Consider the following 19,185-nt stretch of genomic DNA (forward strand, 5'->3'; position numbering starts at 1 on the left):
ACGCCATGCCGACTCTGTTTTGACAGAAATCACGGTTAACCCTTCAGACCTGCACCGCCGCGCGGGCGGTATGCAAGCGCTCATCAAGATAAGCGCCGTAGAAATCTGGAATATAACCACCCACCAGACGTTCCGCCACCTCAACACCACCCCGGCCAAAAAACAGGACCGTCGGTGCCACCTTGATACCCCACTTGCGAATCAACTGGTCCTGGGTCTGCTGCGCGCCAGCAAAATCCAGCACCATTTGCCGACTACGCATGTCAATTTGCACAATCGACAAACCCTGCTGGTTTTGCAGCGGCAACAAATAGTTTTCACGAGCAATCCGGCAAAACGGGCACCCGTCCAGACTCACCATCACCACCAGGGGACTGTTTCTTTTCAACGCCAGAGTCAGTTCATCCAAAAGGGAAGTCGGTACCGGCAAACTAACTGACGCAGCCTGGGCAGGCTTCACGATCCCGCCCCCCAGAGTCAGAGCGGCTCCAGCCAGCCAGTCACGCCGCGTCAAGGGTTGAGCCCCAAGCGTCATTGCCCATGCTCCTGCTTCAGCAGCCAAGCTGGCAAACCATACATCCTCATGAATAGCAGTAGTTGTCTCACACTCTGGCTCCCAATAAATCAGCCCGGATTGCTCGGCTACGGGTGTAATATAAGCGAAATACAAATTAACAGACTATCATGAATTTCACAACGCTGATTGAAAGCTTCGGAGAAAAGACCATTTTGGCTGCTGGTGGTCTGTTGATTGGCGCATTTTTTGGCTTTTTTGCCCAACGATCCAAGTTTTGCCTGCGTGCAGCGACGCTTGAGTTCTGGCATCGTCACTTCGGCGAGAAGGTGGCGGTCTGGTTGCTCGCTTTTTCCAGTGCGGTGGTGGGTGTCCAATGGCTGACCCTGACCCAACACATGGACAGTGGCGCGGCTCGCCAGATCGCTGCGACTGGCAGCATCTCAGGCGCCTTGGTGGGTGGTTTGATGTTTGGGGCCGGCATGATTCTGACCCGAGGTTGTGCCAGCCGTTTGCTGATTCTGTCCGCCAACGGTAATCTGCGTGCCCTGTTGTCGGGCCTGATCTTTGCGGTAACGGCCCAAGCCGCTTTGGCTGGTGCATTGTCCCCCCTGCGCGAAACGATCAGTGGATGGTGGACCGTGGGAGGTGGACTTTCGCGGGATCTGCTGGCTCTGACCGGTGCTGGCCCATGGGGTGGACTCGCGTTTGGTTTGATCTGGCTGGTGGCGGCGCTTTATTTTTCCATCCGCAGTGGTTGGGGGCTGTGGAAGTGGGTTGGCGGCATCGGTACCGGGTTGATGGTCGCCGCGGGATGGGGGTTTAATTATTGGATGTCAAAGAATTCTTTTGAAGTGATTCCAGTTCAGGGCCTGACATTCAGCGGTCCCTCTGCCGAATGGTTGATGCGGGTACTGGCCTCCCCGGCACCTGAGATCGGATTTAACGCTGGCTTGGTGCCGGGCGTATTTTTAGGCTCCTTGACCGGCGCATGGGTCGGCAAGGATTTCAAGCTGGAAGGTTTTTCCGACGGCTACAGCATGCGACGCTACATCGCCGGGGCGATTCTGATGGGGTTCGGCGCCATGCTGGCCGGTGGCTGCGCTGTGGGAGCAGGCATCACCGGTGGCGCCATCTTCGCCATGACCGCCTGGCTGTCGCTGGCAGGCATGTGGCTCGGAGCCGGGGTTGCGGACCGTCTGATTGATGCCCAGCCATCAAACACCAACCAGGCAACCAGTGACCAGACTGGCCGGCTGGCTCCGTGAGCCGGCTATTTACCGCTGACGTATTCAGCAACCGCCGCCATTTCCAGTGGTGACATCTTGCTGACGACTGCATGCATCACTGCATTGTCATTGGTGCGCTCTCTCTGATGAAACAGCTTGAGCTGTGTCTCGACATAAGAAGCGTACTGCCCGGCCAGTCGTGGCAATGAAGCGGTACCCAAGCCATCCTTGCCATGACAACTGGCACACGCCGGGACACCACTGAACTTGTTGCCAACATTAAAAATATATCGTCCGACGGCGGCCAGTTCGGCATCTTTTGCAGGTTCTGGTGGCACAGCCTTTTTTTCAAAATACTGACCCAGAGCCAACATCTCATCCGATGTCAGACGCGCCGACATGTCTGCCATGGCGGTACTCTTGCGATTGCCTGCCTTGAAGTTTTCAAGCTGTTTGGCGATGTACTGGGAGTGCTGGCCCGCCAGCCGAGGAAATATCTCGCTGGAAGACTCACCATCGCTGCCATGGCACAAAAAGCACGAACCATTGACAATCTTCTCAGCGCGCACCTGGTCAACCTGTGCCCATACAGGGCCAATGGCCAACCCGAGCGCAACTGCAGCAACGTGACTTATTTTGACCCGTCTCATCTCGGTTCAACTCAGGGTATCAGCCCAGATGCCCCGCGCCCAGGCCAAAGCGAAACGCCCTTCGAGCTCATTGGCAGCCTTGGACACGCCACCTGAGCCCGCAACCGCAACCATGGTTTTCTTGGTTGGATCGTAGGCATGGACACTGGCCACGTGCACGACATCTTCTTCACTGACAAAGCTGTAGCAAGTGTTGTTGTAGATCGGGTTCTGGTTCACGGCTCTGCCCGTCAACAGGGCCACTACAGCCGCAGCACAGGTTTTGCCATGCTGGTTGGCCATGTGCCCTGATTTCGGCATGCCCGGTGCGATTTGAATGGAGTCCCCCAAGACGTGGATGTTCTTGGCGGCCTTGGATTCAAACGTCAGGAAGTCAACTTCACACCAACGCTTGTTGGCAGTGGCCAACCCTGTTTTGACAGCAATTTCTCCTGCCCGCATGGGGGGTATCAGGTTCAATACGTCGGCCTTGACGTTGTCATTGAATTCAAACTTCAGCGTGTTGGTGACTGCATCCACATCCGCCACCGCATGTTTAGGGCGGTATTCCACAATGCCTTTATAACGTTCGGCCCACGCTTTCTTGAAAAGAGGCCCTTTGGAAGTCACATCATCATTGGCATCCAGAATCAGCACCTTGGATTTGGGCTTGGCCTTGCTGAAATAGTTAGCCACCTGGCAAGCGCGTTCGTAGGGCCCAGGCGGGCAGCGATACGGAGCGAGCGGAATGGCCAGCGCATAAACACCTCCGTCCGGCATGGCTTCCAGCTGCTTGCGCAAAGCAATCGTCTGAGCACCCGCCTTCCAGGAATGCAGCACTTTGTCCCTGGCTCCCGGCTTGGCCATGCCAGGCAAGGTTTCCCACATAAAGTCAATACCGGGTGACAAAATCAGCCGGTCATAAGGTAATTCACCACCGCTGGCGAGTTTGACCAAACGCTTGTCCGGATCAATCGTCGTGACCATGTCGCGAATCACATTCACGCCATGCTGCTTGACCAAACCATCATAAGGTGTGGTGATATCTGCCATGGTTTTGACACCACCCAGAACAAGGTTGGATATCGGACAGGAAACAAATGACCCGTTTGGTTCCACCAACGTGACATGGATGCCGTAATCCGACCACATGCGCACGTATTTGGCTGCTGTTGCGCCGCCAAAACCGCCTCCCACGACCACCACCCGCGGACCGCTGGAACCGCTGACACTGGCGCAACCCGACAGTGTCGCCAAACCGCCCAGACCGCCGAGCACCGTACCCGCGCTCACAGCGCCGACAAATTGACGTCTTTTCATCATGTCTCCTTATTTTTTCAACGCCGAAAAATAAATGGCCAACTGTTCGATCTGGACATCAGAATAGCCCTTGGCCAGCTGATGCATCAAAGTCGCCGGTTTTCTTCCCGACTTGAAGTCCTGCATTTTTTTCTGCAAATCGTCTTTGGACTGACCTGCCAGCGTCTCCATGCCTTGCGGTGCGACACCATGCGTTCCATGGCAAGCGGAACAGGATGCCGCCATGCTTTTGATCTGCAACTCGTCTGCATTGGCTCCTGCCGAACAAATGGCAAAGACACCACACCAAAACATTCTTTTGATGACTTTCACTTCGTCTCCTTGATTTAAAAAACCGTCCACCCTATCCACCCATTCATCAGATAACAATACTTACATCACTTAATTCTGATAGATTGATGTTACGGTCATTTATCACCCCCTGCTGTCCGTAAAAACCCTCACACTGTCATGGTAATGATGGCTTTTGTCATCCATGCCACCATGACGTGGTTATCTTCATTTCAACGACCTTATCCAGACAGGAAATCATGAAAAAACTCTTGCTTGCCATCGTGCTTTTGATCAGTGCCATGACGACATCGGCACAAACATCAAAAGTGGTCTATCACATCACCACCGGTATTGAAACAGCGGCGGCGGCTCTCAACAATGTGAAAAATCATCTGGCGGCTGACCCCGGTGTGAAAATTGTTGTTGTGACCAATGGGCCAGGGGTGGACTTTCTCCTGGCCGACAGCAAGGACAGCAAGGGACGGGAGTTTTCTGGCATCGTCAGTGGGCTGGCTGGTCAAAATGTGGAGTTCCGGGTCTGCAACAACACGCTGTTGTCACGCAACATTGACCCAGCCAATTTGTTGCTTGAGACAAAAATTGTGCCGTCGGGTGTGGCCGAAGCGGCAAAGCTGCAGAGCAAGGAAGGGTTTGCCTATCTCAAGCCCTGATACCCACGCATCGGAAAATCGTGCTCAGACAGCACGATCATCTGCATTTTTCCGTGATATCTCGTTACACACCGCCTCACAAATCGACACGATACGCTGGTCAATGATGTGATAGAAAATCTGCACACCATCACGGCGTTTGCCCAAGATACCAGCCATGTATAGCGTGTTCAGGTGCTGAGACATGTTGGGTTGGGTGGTGTTGACCTGGGTCAGCAAATAGCTGACGTTTTTTTCACCGTCGCAGAGACAGTTGATGATCTTGAGCCGCAGTGGAGCAGACATCACGCGAAACAAATCGGCCGCTGACTCAAACGTCTGGTCAGTCTTGACGATCTTGGTTGATTCAGCGGTGTTCGGTTGAAGCGGCATGATGACGAGGTACCTTCGTGAAATCTGTGCTCTGAATGTGAAACGGCAGTCTCCTGAGTAGAAACCACCTCCCAACATCACAGCGATGGGTAATTTTACGTTGAGCTGTCGGCATTTTTGAGCGTACGTGTCAGCATAATGACAGGAATAAGGCCTATCAGCACCAGCGTCAAGGATGGCAGCGCAGCTTCCCCCAAGCGCTCGTCGCGCGCTAACTGATAAGCAACAACGGCCAGTGTGTCACTGTTAAACGGGCGCAGCACCAAGGTGGCAGGCAATTCTTTCATCACGTCAACAAACACCAGCAATGCTGCCACTGCCGTGGAGCGCCGCAGCATTGGCCAGTGAACCCGGCGCAACAGCGCCAGATCACCGACGCCAAGCATACGGGCAGAATCGTCAAAGCTGATCGGCATACGAGCATAACCACTCTGCACCGATTGCAAAGCCACAGCACAAAACCGCACCAAATACGCCCACACCAGACCGAACACGGTCGCCGTCATCAGGTAACCGACGCCGGTTTCAGGCACCATGGCTTGTAACCACCCCACCGGCAACAACAGCCCCACCACGATCACAGCACCTGGTACTGCGTACCCCAAACCAACCAGGCGCACGGCCCAGCGCGTAGGGCGATCGGGCCGGCGTCGCAGGTTAAAAGCCAACCACACCGCCAAAGTCACAGCCAGGGCAGCACTGACAACCCCAAGTCTCACACTGTTGAGGGTCCAGTTCAAAAATTGCACCCACGACAGCAGCGACCAGTCCGCAATCAACGGGCGCAGCATGAACAACACCGGCAGAACAAAACCCATCAGCACGGGTACCGTGCACACCAACCAGGCCAACACACGAAACCTGCCCATCAAACGCATGGGCCGGCAATCAAGCGCGCCAGCGCGAGCACCGCGGGTGACGGCAAAACGCATCCTGGCTTGAGATCGATGCTCCAAAAACAGCAAACAAGAAACCAAACCGAGCAACACCGTGGCCAGTTGGGCCGCCGCCAAACGGTTGTCCATGGACAACCAGGCTTTGTAAATGCCGGCCGTGAAGGTCTGGATACCAAAATAACTCGAGACACCAAAATCGGCCAGCGTCTCCATCAATGCCAACGCCGTACCAGCTGCCACGGCCGGACGGGTCAATGGCAGCGCCACCTCCAGGATACGCCGACGCAGCGGGGCTCCCAGCAGCCGTGCGGCCTCCATCAAATGGGCAGCCCGTTCGACCAAAGCCGCTCGCGCCAGCAAATAGACATAGGGGTAAAGTGTGAAAACAAAAACCCAGGCAGCACCGCCCACCTGACGGACTTCGGGGAACACCCGTCCTTGCAGGCCTGTAGCGCTGCGCAAAAAGGTTTGCAGCGGCCCGCTGAACTGCAAAAAATCGGTATAGGCATAAGCCACCACATAAGCCGGGGCAGCCAACGGTAACAACAAGGCCCATTCAAAAAAACGCCGTCCAGGAAACTCAAACAGCGTCACCACCACCGCACTTGACAGCCCCACCGCCACGATCCCAACAGCGACCATCACACACAAATACAGGGTGGTCAGCAAATAGTCAGGCAGCACCGTCTGCCCCATCTCTCGCAAAATCTGCCAGGCTTGCCCCCCAGGCTCACCCAGGGACAACCATGAGGCCATCACTGCCAGCACCGGAAGCATGAAGATTGCCGTCAGAGACAAAAACAGAAATTGACGCCAACGGTTACCAAGCATGGAGGGATGACTCTGGAATTTTTGCAAATGAGAATTGTAAGCATCTACAATCTTTTGCATGTTCCTTGAAGTTACCCAACTCAGTGTGACCTATGCTGGCCAGAGTACAGACGCCGTGCACAAAGTGTCTTTTGGTCTGCAGGCAGGCGACATTGGTGTGTTGATCGGCCCTTCTGGCTGTGGCAAGACCACACTGCTACGCGCAGTGGCGGGGCTGGAAAATACCAGCACGGGCGACATCAAATTGGCAGGTCAGGTCGTCAGCCGACCCGGCTTCAATCTGGCCCCCGAATTACGTCAGGTGGGCATGGTATTCCAAGACTATGCCCTGTTTCCGCATCTGGACATTGGCCGCAATGTGGCATTTGGCATTGACCATCTGCCTCGCCAACAACGCCGGGCACGGGTGACCGAAGTCTTGACGCTGGTTGGTCTGCAGGGGTTTGAGACCCGGTTTCCACATGAACTTTCGGGCGGGCAACAACAGCGCGTGGCCTTGGCGCGCGCGCTGGCTCCGAAACCGCGTTTGTTATTACTCGATGAACCCTTTTCCAACCTGGATGTGGACTTGCGTGAACGACTTGCACATGAGGTACGCGGTATTCTGAAAGCGGCCAACACCACAGCCCTGTTTGTGACACATGACCAGTTGGAGGCGTTCGCTGTCGGCGACACCATTGGCGTCATGAACCAAGGTGCGCTGCACCAATGGGACAACGCCTACACGCTCTACCACCGACCTGCCTCCCGCTTTGTGGCGGAGTTCATTGGCCATGGGGTATTTGCCCCGGCCACCATCTCCGAGGTCAACGGACAAGTCGTGGTTCACACCCCGCTGGGTAATCTGACCGACCTCAGTGAGTGTCCACTGCCCTGTGCCCACTCAGGGGGTGCTTGCGACGTGCTGCTGCGCGCCGATGACATCGTTCACGACGACGATGCCCCCGTCAGGGCACAAATCATGCGCAAGGCATTCCGCGGAGCCGAATTCCTCTATACCTTGCGGCTGGCCGATGGCGTCACGGTGATGGCTCTGGTACCCAGCCACCACGACCATCAGATCGGTGAATGGATCGGTATCCGGGCCCAGGTGGATCATGTGGTGACCTTCAACGGTCAATGTCCGATGAGCAGCGGCAAGATCTGCCGAATGCCCTGCGAACACACGGCGCGGCCCCCCTCCGTGGCAACACCGGTACGCTGGCTCGAAACCGAACCAGCCACCATCACTACCACAGACTGACACTGGTCACGCCAGTGATGCACCAGCCCGTTCACGCAGCCTGATAGGCCACGCGCCCACCCACCACGGTGCAACGGACCCGCCCGGGCAATTCATAACCCGAAAACGGCGTATGTTTACCCTGGCTGCACAGCGCATCAGCCTCAACAGTCCAAGCCGCTTGCGGGTCAAATACACAGACATCACCCAGCCCCCCCACCAACAGACGACCAGTGCGTCCCTGACGCGAACCCAGCGCCGCGCCCAGCACGTTGGCCGGGCCATCGGTGACCACCGACAAGGCACGCAGCAAATCCGCATCACCATCCAGATGCCACTTGTAAGCCAGACTCAACAACAGTTCCAATCCAGTCGCACCGGGCTCACTCTGGGCAAATGGCAAGGCTTTGGCGTCATCATCCACCGGTGTGTGATCCGACACCAGTGCATCAATGGTGCCATCGGCCAGACCGGCACGCAGGGCGTCGCGGTCACGCTGCTGACGCAGTGGCGGATTCAGGCGCGCGCGACTGTCAAAGTAACCGATATCCGTGTCCATGAGGTGCAACGAGTTGATACTGACATCACAGGTCAGCGGCAACCCTTGTGCCTTGGCCTGGCGCACCAGACCGACACTGGCTGCGCTGCTGATGCGGCACAGATGCACTCGAGCACCGGTTGACCGCATCAATTCAAAAATGGTGTGCAGGGCAATGGTTTCAGCCATGACCGGTACCCCGCTGAGCCCCATGCGTGTGGCCAGTGGCCCGCTGGCGGCGACCCCCTGTCCCAGGAAAGCATCTTGTGGTCGCAACCAGACAGCATAACCAAAGGTACTGGCGTATTGAAACGCCCGCTGCAACACCTGGGTATTGGTCAATGCCTCCTCCGCCTGACCAAAAGCCACACACCCGGCCTCGGTGAGTTCCACCATCTCCGTCAGCGCTTCACCGCGCAGATTGCGCGTCAAGGCACCCAAGGGATACACCCGGGCCTGCTGCAATTTTTCGGCACGGAAACGCAGCATCTCCACCAGACCAGGCTCATCGAGCACCGGGTCGGTATCGGGCTGACACACCAGACTCGTCACACCACCAGCCATGGCTGCAGACATTTCAGATTCAAGCATCCTGGCGTGCTCGTACCCCGGCTCGCGTAACCGCACGGCCAAATCCACCAACCCAGGCAGTACCAGACAGCCAGTGGCGTCAATGGTGACTTCCGGGTCGAAATCAGATGCTATATTTTTAAGAGCTACCAGAGACCCATTGACAAGGGCCAGATCAGCTTTTTCATCAAACCCGCTGGCAGGATCAATCACCCGGCCACCGTGGATCAATACAGTTTTAAGTTTGTTCATAGGGTATGTCCCGAAATATGCCCGTGCGACGCGATTCAAGCCTCATTCCCAGCCACGATGCTCATCACCGCCATGCGCACGGCAATACCAAAAGTGACCTGCGGCAAGATCACACTGTGCTGCCCATCCACCACGGCCGAGTCGATCTCGACACCCCGGTTGATCGGCCCGGGATGCATCACGATGGCATCCGGCCTGGCCTGTTGGAGCTTCTCGGGTGTCAGACCAAAACTCTTGAAAAATTCCTGACTGGACGGCAACAATGCGCCGCTCATGCGCTCATTTTGCAGACGCAGCATGATCACTACATCGCAGTCCTTGATGCCCTCTTCGAGGGTGTGGCACACCCGCACGCCCATCTGGGCCATGTCAGCCGGCACCAGCGTCTTGGGGCCAACCACCCGCACCTCGGGACAGCCCAGGGTGGTCAGGGCGTGGATGTCGGAGCGTGCCACCCGCGAGTGCAACACATCGCCGACAATGGCCACGGTCAGGTTGGAAAAGTCCTTCTTGTAGTGCCGGATGGTGTACATATCCAGCAGCCCCTGGGTCGGGTGGGCATGACGGCCATCACCAGCGTTGATCACATGCACATGCGGCGCCACATGCTGGGCAATCAGATACGGCGCCCCTGATTCACTGTGGCGCACGACAAAAATATCGGCCGCCATCGCACTCAGATTGGCAATGGTGTCAAGCAATGATTCCCCCTTGGACGCCGAAGACTTGGCAATATCCAGGTTGATCACATCGGCGCTGAGCCGCTTGGCCGCAATCTCAAAGGTGGTACGGGTGCGCGTGGAATTTTCGAAAAACAGGTTGAACACACTTTTGCCACGCAGCAACGGCACTTTCTTGACCTCGCGGTCACTCATCGACACAAAGTTCGTCGCCGTGTCGAGCACCTGGGTCAGGATACTTTTGGGTAGCCCCTCGGTGGACAGCAGGTGGACCAGTTCACCGTTTTTATTCAACTGCGGATTGTGCTTGTTCAGCATGATTGAAGCGCTTTCACATTAAAACTAAGCTGGCCTGCGGCGTTGCGTGCCAACGCCAGCGATTGCGACGCCGGCAAACTGATGCGCGCGGCACAAATGTCGGCCTGAATCGGCAACTCACGTCCTCCCCGGTCCACCAGCACCGCCAGCTGGACACTGGCCGGCCGACCAAAATCAAACAACTCGTTGATCACAGCGCGAATCGTGCGCCCGGTGAACAGCACATCGTCGAGCAACAAGATGTGGGCCTGGTTGACATCGAAAGGAATCTGCGTCTGCGCCGCCGCCGTCATGCCACGGCTGGCATAGTCGTCGCGATGCATGGCTGAAGAAATCACACCAAACGGCTCCGTCAAACCCAGGTCCTGCTGAAGACGTTCGGCCAGCCAGACCCCGCCGGAGGTCACGCCCAACAAACGCATGCCCGGTTTGAAAAGGGTCCGGACACTGCGGGCCAGCTCGCTGTACAACGCCTCGGCATCCAGCGCGAGTTTGCTCATGGAAGACTCCTTAAAAATTGCTCCAGGATGATGCACGCCGCGGCGGCATCCGCATCGTGTGCCCCTTCAGACAGGGCCTCGGTGGTGGTGTAACGTTCATCCACCTCAAACACCGGCAGTTTGAAACGCCCCTGCAGTTGCCGGACAAAGCGGCGTGCACGCACCGTGTTTTCATGGGCTGCGCCGTCGGGGTGAAACGGTATGCCGACCACCAGCGCATCGGGTTGCCATTCCCTGAGCTGCTGAGCGATTTTGGTAAAACGGGTCTCCCCCTGGGCGGCAATGGTGCCTTGCGGCTGCGCCGTGCGCAACACCCGGTTGCCCACGGCAAAACCGGTACGTTTCAGCCCAAAATCAAGCGCCAGAAAGGTCTGCAACCCAGCCACCACAGGCGCGGCAGGTCCGTCCGGCATGGATGCCTGCACGGCTGTGTTCATGCGTGGCCCGCGTCCGGCGACAACATCCAGGCCTGCAAACCCAATAGCTGCAGGGCCTGCTCGTAACGCTGTTCCACCGGTGTTTCAAAAATGAGGCGGTTGTCTGCCGGCACCGTCAGCCAGTTGTTGTCACCCAGCTCGGCCTCCAATTGACCTTCGCCCCAGGCAGAATAGCCCAGGGAAATCATGACTTTGCGCGGCCCGGAACCACTTGAAATGGCTTCCAGAACGTCCTTGGAAGTGGTCATCTCCAATCCACCCGGGATGGACATGGTGGAGGTATAGACCGGGTCCTCCGGTTTGTCGGCCTCCCCGAAAGTGGCCTCGTGCAGGACAAACCCGCGCTCAGTCTGCACCGGACCGCCGTAAAACACCGGCACGTCGGCCAGATCCGGGCGCATCAACGGCAATTCGACCTTGTCGAACAGGCTTTTGAGGGAAATGTCGCAGGGTTTGTTGATCACCAGGCCGAGGGCGCCACGTGGGCTGTGCTCGCACAAGAAAACGACACTGCGCGAGAAAAGTGCATCTTGCAGCCCGGGCATGGCGATCAAAAAATGATTCGTCAGGTTGGTAGCGGCAGAATCGGCAGACATGGACCAATTTTAGCGGTGAACATGCACTTCAACTTTGACACCGGACTGATGTGGTTTCGCCGCGATTTGCGGACCACCGACAACGCCCCCCTGTCCCTGGCACTGAGCAGCTGCCGTCAGGTGCATGCCGTTTTTGTCTTTGACCGCGACATTCTGGACGCCCTGCCCGACACCGACCGCCGCGTTGAGTTCATTCGCGAATCGCTGTCGGAGCTTGACCAAGCCCTGCGCCAGCTGAGTGGCAACGATCAAACGGGGCTGATCGTTCGCCACGCCGTGGCCAGCGATGAGGTGGTGCGCCTGGCCAGTGAACTCCAGGTGCAAGCCGTGTTTGCCGGGCGTGACTATGAGCCCCAGACGCAAGCGCGCGACGCCAAGGTCAAGGCCGCTTTGCAGGCCGTCCACATCCGCTTTTTGACCTGCAAGGACCACGTCATCTTTGAGGAGCGCGAGATCCTGACACAAACCGGCACGGTGTACAACGTCTTCACACCGTACAAGGCCAATTGGCTGTCACGCCTGGGCCCGCAGGTGCTGGCCGGGCATGACAGCGCCGCTTTGGCTCACCGCCTGGCGCCACGCCCGCTGCCCTATCGGACGAAGGTGCCCACCCTGGCTGACATCGGATTTGTGCCAAGCAACCTGGGCTCGCTCGCCGTGGCCACAGGTATGCACGGCGGCCAACAGCTGCTCGAAGCATTTTTCAAACGCATGGACAACTACCATGCCACCCGTGACTACCCTGCTGTCAAAGGGCCCAGCTACCTCGGTATCCACCTGCGTTTTGGCACGGTCTCCATTCGCCAGTTGGCCACACTGGCCTGGCAGCGCCAGCTCGGCGGTAGCCTGGGGGCAGCGGCCTGGCTCAGCGAACTGATCTGGCGCGACTTTTACGTCGCGATCCTGGCCAATTTCCCTCACGTGGCACAACACGCCTTCAAACCTGCCTATGACGCCATCTCATGGGAACAAGGGCCTGCCGCAGAAGCGCTCTTCAAGGCCTGGTGTGAAGGCTGCACAGGCTACCCACTGGTGGACGCCGCCATGGCCCAGCTCAACCAGACCGGCTATATGCACAATCGCCTGCGCATGGTGGCAGCCAGTTTTCTGGTGAAAGACCTGGGGCTGGACTGGCGCTGGGGCGAACGTTATTTCGCCCAGCATCTCAACGATTTTGACCTGGCCGCCAACAACGGCGGCTGGCAATGGGTGAGTTCCAGTGGCTGTGATGCCCAGCCCTATTTCAGAATCTTCAACCCCGTCAGTCAAAGTGAAAAATTTGACCCGCAAGGCAAGTTCATCCGGCGTTACCTTCCGCAACTGGCCCAACTCTCCAACCAGCTTATCCATGCCCCCTGGACCGCCAGGCCGCTGGAACTGCAAGCTGCGGGCGTGACCCTGGGCGGCAATTACCCCAACCCGGTGGTGCAACACGATGAAGCCAGAGCCCGCACCCTGCTGCGTTATGCCTGCGTCAAGACAGGGGGGCGAACCGTCTCTGAATAGCTATAAAATTAATAGCTTAATCAGCTTATTTCGTGCGGGCTAGAGGTCAATTATGTACTTAATTCAACCTGACAATACCCACGCACCAGCGAGATCAGCTCATCTTCTGGATAGGGTTTGCCAAGGTAGTGATCGACCTTGAGTGCACGCGCATATTCACGGTGTTTCTCGGCAATACGCGAGGTGATCATGATGATCGGCAAATCCAGCAGTTTGGCGTCCCCACGGATATTGCGGACCAGATCAAAACCATCCATGCGCGGCATCTCAATGTCCGTCAACACCACAGACGGTTTTTCGACCTGCAGCAATTCCAGTGCCTGCAAACCATCACAGGCCAAGGCGACCCGAAAGCCTTCACGTTTGAGCAGGCGCTGCGTCACCCGCCGGACCGTGATCGAGTCATCCACCACCAGCACCAAGGGCAACTGATTCACGGCCAGCGGCATACCAGCCGCAGATTCACCCTCCGACGGTTTGGCCAGCAAGGCTGCCGACGCGACAAAAGAGCTCACCTGATCACCGTAACTGGCCGCCAGAGCCACCGGGTTGTAGATCAGCACCACCGCACCGGACGCCAGCACCGACATACCCGCCAGACCCGGCAGACGCGACAGCTGCGGCCCCAGGTTCTTCACCACCACCTCCTGGTTGCCCAGAACCTCGTCCACATGCAAGGCCACCCGCTGCCCCGCGCTGCGGAAAATGGCCACCGAAGCGGTCTTGGCAATGGTTTCATGGCTCTTGACCGACAGCTGCAACAACGCACCGGCCCAGAAAAATGGCAGCCCTTCCCCGTTGTAGTCAAAACGACCATCCCGATAGGCGCCATCCAGTTCCACCGACGGAATCCGGCGCACCAGTTCAACCAGACTGGCCGGGACCCCCATGACCGCATCCCCCATGCGCAGCAGCACCACCTGGGTGACCGCGGTGGTCAGCGGCAACACCAGTTTGAACTCGGCGCCCTGGCCATGCCGGGTACTGAGCTCAATTCGGCCTCCAAGCGCATTGACATCGTTGCGCACCACATCCATGCCAATGCCACGCCCAGCCATTTCATTCACAGCATCGGCTGTGGACAAGCCCGACACAAAAATCAGGTTGGCGATCTGTTCATCAGACAGCGGTTGATCCGCAGTGATCTGGCCACGCGCCAGCGCCCGTTCACGAATGCTGGCCAAGTCCAGTCCTGCACCATCGTCACTGAACGTCACCGCCACATCGTTACTTTGCTGCGTCAGCGTCACTGAAATCAGCCCCACGGGCGACTTGCCAATGGCCATACGTTGCGCCGGCAGTTCAATACCGTGGGCCACCGCATTCCGCAACAAATGTTCAAACGCCGGGGCGGCACGATCCAGCACACCACGGTCCATTTCGAGCGAGCCACCCACGATATCGAGCTTGATCTGCTTGTCACAGTCCTTGGCGGCCTGACGCACCACACCATACAGGCGCTCCGAGATGCTGTCGAACTCGACCATCCGGGTCCGCAACAGATCACGCTGCAACTCGCGTGTCTGGCGTGCCTGGGCAATCAGGTCGTCCTCGACCCCTTCCACCGTCTGCTGCAGAGTACGCTGCAAGGTGGCCACATCGTGCACCGACTCGGCCATCATGCGGGTGAGTTCCTGGACCCGGGTGAACCGGTCAAACTCCAAGGGATCAAAACCCTGTGCGGCGTCTTTGGTCTGCGCCAGACGCGACTGCATCTGGGATTCCGACTGCAACTCAACGTCACGCAACTGGTGACGCAAGCGCTCCAGATTACTCGTCAGCTCATCCAGCGATCCACGTAACTGACCCAGCCGGGATTCCAGTCGTGAGCGGGTGATCATGACCTCCCCGGCCTGATTGACCATGTGATCGAGCAACTGGGACTTGACCCGGATCGTCTGCCCGGATGCACGTCGCAGCGGCAGGACCGGCGCCATGGACGCCATCGCCGAAACCGGCGCCAACGAAATCGACACGCTGGCCGGTACGTTCAAGTCGGCCGACGGAGCCTCTCTGACAGCAGCGACCAACTCAGAGGCCACCGCGGGTTCCACAGCAGCTTCCGGCAACGTGAGTGCAGTGATCGGTGTGGCCCGCAAGTTTTCAAAACAGGCGGAGATGCCATCCAGCCGCGCCCACAAGGGTTCAATGTCGGTAACGGACGCCGAGTCCCCCTCAATCTGCTCCACCGCCGATTCCATGCGATGGACCATCTCGCCCAAACGCATGGCGCCTGCCAGCCGCGCGCTGCCCTTGAGGGTATGCAACACCCGCAAGGTTTCCTGCCGGGCACTGGCGTTGTCAGGGCGTGCACTCCACTGCCGCAATGCACCACCAAGCTGTGGCAGCAGTTCCAGGGCCTCCTCCTCGAAGATCGGGAACAGGTCGACATCCAGCGTGTCCTGAGCCCCAATCTCATCTTCCTCCAGCACCACAGGCGAGGACACTTCCTGAACCAGGATGGGGACCTCTTCCTGCACGGGCAAGACAGGTTCGGCCTCAACCACCTCAGCCGGCAAAGGCTCAAACGGCAATTCGGTCTCGATCTCGGGTACCGCTGGAGCAGCCAGTTCGGTCGACAGTACCGCCTTGAGTGCCGCGATATGCTCCGGGTCCGACTGTTTCAGGAAGCCGGCGGCAAACTGGTGCAACATGCGGCGGATATCTTCCGCAACTTCGACAAACAGCTGGGCATGCGCCACATTCCCTGTTCCCGACAGTTGGGTATGCAACAGGGCATGCTCCAGCGCCCGTGCCAGTTCAGACAAGGACATGAACCCGACGGTGGCTGAACTGCCCGCCAGCGAGTGGGCCAGACCCACGGTGGAGTCGGCCACCGGTTTTTGCAACTCCAGTGACCACTCCGTCAGCTCGGTCAGCAAACGACGCGACCACTCGTCGGCTTCATTGAGGTAAACGTTGTAGAGCGGGATGTTGATCCGAAGCGAACCAATCACCTTGACCTGCTCCTCCGGCTCGGCTTCCTGCTTCGGTGCCTCAATCAGCGATTCAGGTGGCACAGCGACTTCTGCTTCTGCTTCTGCTTCTGCTTCTGCTTCTGCTTCTGGTTCTGGTTCTGGTTCTGGTTCTGGTTCTGGTTCTGGTTCTGGCAAAGCATCGACGCTCAAGGCCTCCGATGCCTCAATCACTTCAACATTCAGATCTGGCGTCTGCGCCACATCCATTCCGAAGAGATTTGCCATGTCCAGCAAGTCGGCGGCCACTTCCGGCGTGGTGGACTCAGTGGGCACCGCGTCAGCTTCTGCGTCCAGGGCAAATGGGGGTGGCGTCAGCTCAGGCTCAGGCTCAGGCACATCCTCTGCGCCAGCAGGGATACCTGGCAACAATAGCTCCGCCGCTTCCATCGTCTGAGCTGCCTCGGTATCAGCCGGAAAAGGTGCCGCCACCAAGAGCTCTGCTGCCGGCGCCAATGCCGGCATCTCATCTGGTCGTGCTGTCTCCAGCAGGTCAAGGTCAACACCAATGTTTTCCAGCCGCAATTTGTCAGCCGCCGTCCGGAATGGCAAAGCCTGCCAATGGCCATCGTCGCCCGTCGCAATATCTTGCGTCCATTGATCAAACGCCCTGAGCGCCTGTCCGGACAGCTTGATCAAGTCGGCACTGGCCGGCCGCTGCGTCGGCAGCCAGGCATTGAGGACCTGTTCCAGCGACCAGGCTGCCTCGCCAAACTCCGTCAACCCAACCATTCTGGAGCTGCCCTTGAGGGTATGGAAAGAGCGCCGCAAACTGGCCTGTTGCTCAAAGTCGCTGCTGTTGGTCTGAAGTACCGCTACCGACGCCAGCCCGGCCTGCACCACATCGCGCGCCTCCTCCAGGAAAATGGCACGCAGTTCAGCGTCATCATCCTCTTCTTCCGTCGACGGACCAACCGGTGCTTGGGCAACCGGTGAAACAGCAGAAGGCGGCTCGGTAGCAAGCGACAATTCCTGCCCAGGAGCTTGCTCAGCTTCAGCGGCTGTCGGCAACTCTTCTGCCAGAGGCATTTCCGGTTCCGAAGCCATAGCGCCAACCTCCACAGAGGTTTTTTGCCGTCCCATCAAGGATCTGAATTCACCCAGTTCCTCATCATAAAAAAACAGCTTCTTGGCCAACTCACGCTGGTAACTCAGCATGTCGATCAGGAAACCGAGGGCCCCCAGGCTGTTGCCCAACCGCTCGAAAACCCCACTGCGGGCCGCGTTGGCATCAATGTCATCCACCAGGCATTGCTCCACACTGTCACGCATGCGCAACGCCGCCAGTGCGGCCTGGTCCAGACCCAATACCGAAAACACGCCTCGCATCTGCGCCAAACGGCCGGGCACTTCATGCAAGGGTGTCTTGTCCTTGGGCTGCCGAAAGAAGGTGTCCAATGCGGTCTCGACTTCACCCAGCGTGGTACGCAGTTCATCCACCACACTGCCCATGATCTGACGGTCACTGACACGCCGATACAGGTCTTCCATCCAGCCATCCAGCGGCTCGGGTTGCCCGCCATGAATGACATGATCAAGACGCTGGGCCAAACGCTGGCTACGCTGCACCAGTTGCACGTTGGCAGGGTCCATGTCGTCGTAGGCCGCCTCCAGATACAACACGGCGGTTGCCACTTCCATCGCCAGAGAAGGCTCAGGCGCGGCCCCCGAACGGGCAATGGTGTCGATGGCGCTCATCAGAGCCACAGCCAGATCACGACTCTCCGGATGTAATTTGACAACCGAATCCGCAACCAGACTGAACTGGTCTGCCGCCACTTTGATGCGGCTGGTGTCACCCCCCGAGAGTGACGACCAGGTCTCGGTCGCAGCCGCGATGCGTTTACGCGCCTGGACCAGCAATGCCGGGTCGTAACGCCCAAACTGGGGTTTCTCATAGTCAACCACCTCGGCTAGCGACAAACCATAGGCGGCACGCACAGCGGCCAAAGCCGCCGCGTCCTGATCGGGCAACGGCACGGCCCGGGCACAGTAAAACAGCAAGTCCTGGATCAGGCGTTCAGAAACATCCGGCTCGCCTCTGGCCAAAGTACGGTATTGCAGCAACACCCGGGAAGCAGCGCGTTTGGTGTACACGTCCAGCGGAACCAAACCCAGCGCCAGGGCCTCGAAATAAGCCGCGCAAACCCGCCAGCACACACGGGCCTGCAGCTGTTTTTGTGCTGCAGCAAAACCCAGACTGATGTCGCGCAGGGCAGTGGCCGAAGGCACGTGCCCGGACTTGACAACATTGAGGATATAACCGTCGATACGTGACCGCACAGCAGAGTCGTAAGCCAGCGGGGCATGGTCACCCGGCGCCGGCACGTCGATCCAGCGCCAGTCAAACACCCACAGATCCGCCGGATGAACCCGCTCCTCCCCCACCAGATCCAGCACGTCCCGGTATTGGGGGAACAATGCCACGGCCGAGGAAGCGCGCCCTTTCAACAACCCTTCCAGGTACTCGGTCAGGGCAAAGCTGGCCCGTTCGACCTTCAGCGCGGATTCTTCACGGCAAAACTCCGGCCGCTGAACAAACTTCTGCGCCAGTGCCTCCATGGCCCGAAGCATTTTGGCCGGCACTTCCAGTCCGACCATCTCCAGTGCACCCACAGCCTGGTGCAATTGCTGGCGCGCGATGCGCAGCTGGCTCGCATCCAGTGCCGCCAGATCCGAGCCACGAGACAGTTCGGCATCACGGACAAAACGCCGCAGAGCCTTGGTTGCGCCATCCAGCGACTTGCGCAGTTCATCCAGCACCCAGGCCAGCGGCCCAAGATCCGGCTCGATGGTGGCGCTCTCGGCAGTCAGGGCAGCTTGAGGGAGCATGAGTCAACAATCAGAAAGATGACA

At 58.2% G+C, this 19,185-nt stretch carries 16 protein-coding genes; 4 read left to right on the forward strand and 12 right to left on the reverse strand.

Annotated elements, in window-relative coordinates:
• Nucleotides 1-43: 43 nt before the first annotated feature.
• A complete protein-coding gene (locus tag PHW99_RS06595; protein WP_300174967.1) occupies nucleotides 44-409 on the reverse strand; it encodes a thioredoxin fold domain-containing protein in 366 nt (121 codons plus the stop codon).
• Nucleotides 410-684: 275 nt separating this feature from the next.
• On the opposite strand from PHW99_RS06595, the gene PHW99_RS06600 reads away from it, so the two are divergent.
• Nucleotides 685-1,782: a YeeE/YedE family protein gene (locus PHW99_RS06600; protein ID WP_300174969.1), complete on the forward strand. Its 1,098-nt coding sequence runs from the start codon at nucleotides 685-687 to the stop codon at nucleotides 1,780-1,782.
• A gap of 5 nt (nucleotides 1,783-1,787) precedes the next feature.
• Here PHW99_RS06600 and PHW99_RS06605 read toward each other — a convergent pair whose 3' ends face one another.
• Genes PHW99_RS06605 through PHW99_RS06615 form a run of 3 tightly spaced genes read right to left on the reverse strand, consistent with a single transcriptional unit; the run spans nucleotide 1,788 to nucleotide 4,004 of the window.
• The gene (locus PHW99_RS06605; protein ID WP_300174971.1) at nucleotides 1,788-2,393 is read right to left on the reverse strand and encodes a c-type cytochrome; all 606 of its coding nucleotides are present in this window, start codon (nucleotides 2,391-2,393) and stop codon (nucleotides 1,788-1,790) included.
• A gap of 6 nt (nucleotides 2,394-2,399) precedes the next feature.
• Nucleotides 2,400-3,692 (reverse strand): NAD(P)/FAD-dependent oxidoreductase, encoded by a 1,293-nt coding sequence (locus PHW99_RS06610; protein ID WP_300174973.1) that lies wholly within the window; start codon nucleotides 3,690-3,692, stop codon nucleotides 2,400-2,402.
• A 9-nt stretch (nucleotides 3,693-3,701) separates the two neighbouring features.
• Nucleotides 3,702-4,004: a class I cytochrome c gene (locus tag PHW99_RS06615; protein ID WP_300174975.1), complete on the reverse strand. Its 303-nt coding sequence runs from the start codon at nucleotides 4,002-4,004 to the stop codon at nucleotides 3,702-3,704.
• Nucleotides 4,005-4,222: 218 nt separating this feature from the next.
• Between PHW99_RS06615 and PHW99_RS06620 the strand changes: the two genes are divergently transcribed.
• Nucleotides 4,223-4,636, forward strand: coding sequence for a DsrE family protein (locus PHW99_RS06620; protein ID WP_300174977.1), 414 nt, complete (start codon nucleotides 4,223-4,225; stop codon nucleotides 4,634-4,636).
• 24 nt (nucleotides 4,637-4,660) lie between these two features.
• On the opposite strand, the gene PHW99_RS06625 is transcribed toward PHW99_RS06620, so the two are convergent.
• Both PHW99_RS06625 and PHW99_RS06630 read right to left on the reverse strand, forming a co-directional pair.
• The gene (locus tag PHW99_RS06625; RefSeq protein ID WP_300174979.1) at nucleotides 4,661-5,008 is read right to left on the reverse strand and encodes a metalloregulator ArsR/SmtB family transcription factor; all 348 of its coding nucleotides are present in this window, start codon (nucleotides 5,006-5,008) and stop codon (nucleotides 4,661-4,663) included.
• 95 nt (nucleotides 5,009-5,103) lie between these two features.
• Nucleotides 5,104-6,735, reverse strand: a complete 1,632-nt coding sequence (locus PHW99_RS06630; protein ID WP_300174981.1) for an iron ABC transporter permease — start codon at nucleotides 6,733-6,735, stop codon at nucleotides 5,104-5,106.
• 58 nt (nucleotides 6,736-6,793) lie between these two features.
• Here PHW99_RS06630 and PHW99_RS06635 point away from each other — a divergent pair, with 58 nt between their 5' ends.
• A complete protein-coding gene (locus PHW99_RS06635) occupies nucleotides 6,794-7,978 on the forward strand; it encodes an ABC transporter ATP-binding protein (RefSeq protein ID WP_300174983.1) in 1,185 nt (394 codons plus the stop codon).
• 31 nt (nucleotides 7,979-8,009) lie between these two features.
• On the opposite strand, the gene PHW99_RS06640 is transcribed toward PHW99_RS06635, so the two are convergent.
• Genes PHW99_RS06640 through PHW99_RS06660 form a run of 5 tightly spaced genes read right to left on the reverse strand, consistent with a single transcriptional unit; the run spans nucleotide 8,010 to nucleotide 11,848 of the window.
• Nucleotides 8,010-9,317, reverse strand: a complete 1,308-nt coding sequence (locus PHW99_RS06640) for a dihydroorotase (RefSeq protein WP_300174985.1) — start codon at nucleotides 9,315-9,317, stop codon at nucleotides 8,010-8,012.
• A 35-nt stretch (nucleotides 9,318-9,352) separates the two neighbouring features.
• The gene (locus PHW99_RS06645) at nucleotides 9,353-10,315 is read right to left on the reverse strand and encodes an aspartate carbamoyltransferase catalytic subunit (protein WP_300174987.1); all 963 of its coding nucleotides are present in this window, start codon (nucleotides 10,313-10,315) and stop codon (nucleotides 9,353-9,355) included.
• Nucleotides 10,309-10,815, reverse strand: a complete 507-nt coding sequence (gene pyrR, locus PHW99_RS06650; protein WP_300174989.1) for a bifunctional pyr operon transcriptional regulator/uracil phosphoribosyltransferase PyrR — start codon at nucleotides 10,813-10,815, stop codon at nucleotides 10,309-10,311. Before pyrR ends, PHW99_RS06645 begins: the two co-directional genes overlap by 7 nt.
• On the reverse strand, nucleotides 10,812-11,228 hold the full coding sequence (gene ruvX / locus PHW99_RS06655) for a Holliday junction resolvase RuvX (protein ID WP_300175017.1): 417 nt from the start codon (nucleotides 11,226-11,228) through the stop codon (nucleotides 10,812-10,814). Before ruvX ends, pyrR begins: the two co-directional genes overlap by 4 nt.
• 20 nt (nucleotides 11,229-11,248) lie before the next feature.
• Nucleotides 11,249-11,848, reverse strand: coding sequence for a YqgE/AlgH family protein (locus tag PHW99_RS06660; protein WP_300174990.1), 600 nt, complete (start codon nucleotides 11,846-11,848; stop codon nucleotides 11,249-11,251).
• A gap of 21 nt (nucleotides 11,849-11,869) precedes the next feature.
• Between PHW99_RS06660 and PHW99_RS06665 the strand changes: the two genes are divergently transcribed.
• The gene (locus tag PHW99_RS06665; RefSeq protein WP_300174991.1) at nucleotides 11,870-13,354 is read left to right on the forward strand and encodes a deoxyribodipyrimidine photo-lyase; all 1,485 of its coding nucleotides are present in this window, start codon (nucleotides 11,870-11,872) and stop codon (nucleotides 13,352-13,354) included.
• Nucleotides 13,355-13,404: 50 nt separating this feature from the next.
• Here the strand turns inward: PHW99_RS06665 and PHW99_RS06670 are convergent, their stop codons facing one another.
• On the reverse strand, nucleotides 13,405-19,161 hold the full coding sequence (locus tag PHW99_RS06670) for an Hpt domain-containing protein (RefSeq protein ID WP_300174992.1): 5,757 nt from the start codon (nucleotides 19,159-19,161) through the stop codon (nucleotides 13,405-13,407).
• Nucleotides 19,162-19,185 lie beyond the last annotated feature (24 nt).

The organism is Rhodoferax sp., assembly GCF_028689305.1.
GTDB lineage: Bacteria > Pseudomonadota > Gammaproteobacteria > Burkholderiales > Burkholderiaceae_C > Rhodoferax.